Annotated in this window: 3 protein-coding genes; all 3 read left to right on the top strand. The window is 46.5% G+C overall.

What is annotated here, in order from left to right:
• Positions 1–438: SUMF1/EgtB/PvdO family nonheme iron enzyme (locus tag A1D16_RS17740; RefSeq protein WP_290711977.1), on the top strand; the 438-nt coding region annotated here is incomplete at its 5' end.
• 65 nt (positions 439–503) lie between these two features.
• Positions 504–1,835, top strand: coding sequence for a Gfo/Idh/MocA family oxidoreductase (locus tag A1D16_RS17735; RefSeq protein ID WP_290711975.1), 1,332 nt, complete (start codon positions 504–506; stop codon positions 1,833–1,835).
• Positions 1,836–2,129: 294 nt separating this feature from the next.
• On the top strand, positions 2,130–3,674 hold a 1,545-nt coding region (locus A1D16_RS17730; protein WP_290711972.1), incomplete at its 3' end, for an amidase.

The raw sequence follows: 3,674 nt of genomic DNA, 5'->3' as shown, positions 1-3,674 counted from the left end.
GACCCCAAGCAATTGGGAGACTATGCCTGGTACAAAGCAAACAGTAAAAACAAGTTTCAAAAAAGCGGCCAGAAAAAACCGAATGCCTGGGGCTTGTATGATATGCTTGGAAATGTGAGCGAATGGACATTGGATCATTACCAGGAAGACCGCCTGGCAAAATTAACCGGGGAGCAGACCGACCCCCGGGTGGAGGTAAACCCCGTTAAATATCCGAAAGTGTTGAAAGGGGGTGGCTATATAGATGAAGAGGCCAGCCTTCGCTGTTCCAACCGCCTGAAATCGGACCCCTCCTGGAACAAGCGGGACCCCCAGATTCCCAAAAGCAAATGGTGGCTGACAGATGCCGCTTCGGTAGGTATCCGGGTGGTTCGTCCGCTTCAACAACCCTCCAAAGAAGAGGCGGAGGCGTTCTTCAAGGAAATTTTAGGGAACTAATGGATAATTTTATAGCATACCAAGCAAATTAAACCTATTACATTCAACCCACTAAACACCAGATAATGATGAACGATTCAATTGAAGCAGGCAAAAGCCGCCGCGATTTTGTAAAACAATCCGGTTTACTGGCTGGCGGAATTTTAGCTGCCCCCCTGCTATCTAATGCCAATTATTTCTCCGGCGCTGCCGACACCATTAAGATAGCGCTTGTAGGTTGTGGTGGACGCGGAACCGGCGCCGCCATCCAGGCCCTGCTTACCAAACAAAATGTAAAACTGGTGGCAATGGCAGATGCATTTCGCGACAACCTCGATAATTCGCTGAAATCCATCATGGGCGAAGCCGCTGAAAACCCGGAAATAGGAAAAAAAATCGACGTACCGGAAGATCGTAAGTTCAGTGGATTTGATGCTTATCAGAAAGCCATCCCTCTTGCTGATGTGGTAATACTGGCAACACCCCCGGGGTTCCGCCCAATACATTTCGAAGAAGCTATCAAACAGAACAAACATGTGTTCATGGAAAAGCCGGTAGCGGTTGACCCGGCAGGTGTTCAGAAAGTGTTGGCAGCTGCGGAAATAGCCAAACAGAAAAAGCTGAATGTAGTTGTAGGATTGCAGCGCCATTACCAGAATTCTTACCGCGAATTATACAAAAGAAAAAACCTGATCGGCGATATAACCTCCGCCCAGGCCTGGTGGAATAATGATGGTGTGTGGGTGCGGGAACGTAAACCCGGGCAAACCGAAATGGAATACCAAATGCGTAACTGGTATTATTTTAACTGGCTTTGTGGCGATCATATCAACGAACAGCATATTCACAATATTGATGTGATCAACTGGTTTAAGGGAGGTTACCCGGTTAAAGCACAGGGTATGGGTGGCAGACAGGTACGGAATGGAAAAGATCATGGCGAAATCTTTGATCACCACTTTGTAGAATTTACCTATGCCGATGGATCTATTCTTAACAGTCAGTGCAGGCATATTCCCGGCACCATGGCAAGAGTGGATGAACTGCTGGTAGGTACCAAAGGAAGCATCGCTTGCGGAGCAGGAACCATTACCGACAGAAATGGTAAGCAACTTTATAAGTTTGATAATACCAAGGAGAATAATCCTTACCAGACCGAGCACGATGAATTGTTTGAAGCCATTGCCAAAGGCCAATACAAATTTGCAGATGCGGAAAACGGCGCTAAGAGCAGTATGACTTCCATACTTGGCAGAATGGCAACGTATAGCGGACAGATCATCGAATGGGATAAAGCCATCAACAGTGGACTGAACATCATGCCCAAAGAGTTCAGTTTCACCGCGCTTCCTTCCATTGTTCCGAATGCAGACGGGTTCTATCCCATAGCAATTCCCGGAAAAACAAAATACGTGTAAACGACCAGGTTATATAATTGGTTTATATACAAAGCCCCTGCAACGATTAGACGCAGGGGCTTTTGTATTGTTCTGATTGTAGTTCAAAAGAAGAGGGCAGTATAGACATACACCCCGTTTTTTAATCCAATATCCTATGAAAAACTACAGTACATCATCCAATATCTATACCAATACGGGTTTACCCTGAAAATGCGGCCATTTCAAACGAGTATGCGGAACCCCCTCCCCATTTTGTGTAGCTACCTACACAAATTCGCTGTTATGATGGTCAGAATCAGTAAATTCAATACTATGAATCGTCGCAATTTTTTAAAAAACTCCGGAATCACCGGTATTTCACTGGCAGCCGGTAGCCTGGTTGCCTGTCAGCCATCGCAGGAAAAAGAAACCGCTCAAAAAAAGCACGGCAACCATCCTTTTGAACTTGATGAATGGACCATACCACAACTTCAGGCCGCCATGGAAAAAGGAGAATACACGGCCGCTGCACTTACCCAGCTCTACCTGAACAGGATTGCGGCAATTGACAAAAATGGGCCAGCTTTAAATGCCGTCATAGAAATTAATCCGGATGCCATAAACATTGCCAACGCACTGGATAAAGAAAGAGAAGACGGAAAAGTCCGTGGTCCGCTACATGGCATACCCGTATTAATTAAAGACAATATAGACACAGCCGATAAAATGCAAACCACCGCAGGTGCCCTGGCCCTTGAAGGTAATATTGCTTCGAAGGATGCTTTTATTATTAAACAGTTGCGAGATGCGGGTGCGGTGCTTTTAGGAAAAACAAATTTATCGGAATGGGCCAATTTCCGATCAAGCAAGTCCTGTTCGGGATGGAGCAGCCGGGGTGGACAAACAAAAAGCGCTTATTTACTGACACATAACCCCTGTGGTTCCAGTTCCGGTTCTGGCGTGGCCGCATCAGCTAATTTATGCGCCATCGCAATTGGAACAGAAACCGATGGATCCATTACCTGCCCCTCTTCTGTAGCAGGATTAGTTGGCTTAAAACCAACCGTGGGTTTATGGAGCCGATCGGGCATTATCCCGATTTCGCATACGCAGGATACAGCGGGCCCTATGGGCAGAACCGTTACAGATGTAGCTATTTTGCTGTCCGCATTAACAGGTACGGATAAAAACGATACAGCTTCGGTTGCCGCTGCCGGAAAAGCCTTGCCTGATTATACAAAACAGTTGCATAAAAATGCCCTCGCCGGCAAACGGATAGGAATCGAAAAGAAACTGCCCGGCGACAACCAGTACCTGCATGCCTTACAGCGTACCTGTGTTCAATCATTAACGGCACTTGGCGCTACCGTTATTGAAATTGACTACTTAGACAAAATAAATGAACTCGGGCAGCATGAATACAATGTATTAAAATATGAGTTCAAAGCCGGCGTAAACAACTATCTATCTCAAGCCAACGCAAAAGTGAAAAACCTGGCCGATGTAATTGCGTTTAATAAATCTAATGAAGACAAGGCCATGCCTTATTTTAAGCAGGATACACTGGAAGCCTGTAATGAGCTGGGGGGCTTAGAGAGCCCGGAATACAAAACAGCCCTCCAGGCTTCGTATGCCGGTTCACGAGCCTTGCTTGATGAGCAGTTTAAAACACAGCAATTGGATGCTATTGCCGGATTAACCATGGGCCCTTCCTGCGCAATTGACCGCTGGTATGGCGACCGCTGGGGCGATGTTTCCCTTACCTCACCGGCGGCCATTTCGGGTTATCCGCATATTACCGTACCCGCCGGAGAAGTGTATGCTTTACCGGTAGGTTTTTCTTTTTTTGGTCCGGCTTTTTCCGAACCTGCTTTACTG

Origin of the sequence: Flavihumibacter sp. CACIAM 22H1 (assembly GCF_001601815.1) — a bacterium.
Taxonomy (GTDB): domain Bacteria; phylum Bacteroidota; class Bacteroidia; order Chitinophagales; family Chitinophagaceae; genus Flavihumibacter.
Note: the sequence above shows the minus strand (reverse complement) of the source record. Positions and strands in the feature narration are given on the sequence as shown.

What these genes read in the sequence shown, in the direction of transcription:
- A1D16_RS17735 (WP_290711975.1), top strand. Translation starts at nt 504, where the DNA reads ATGATGAACGATTCAATTGAAGCAGGCAAAAGCCGCCGCGATTTTGTA.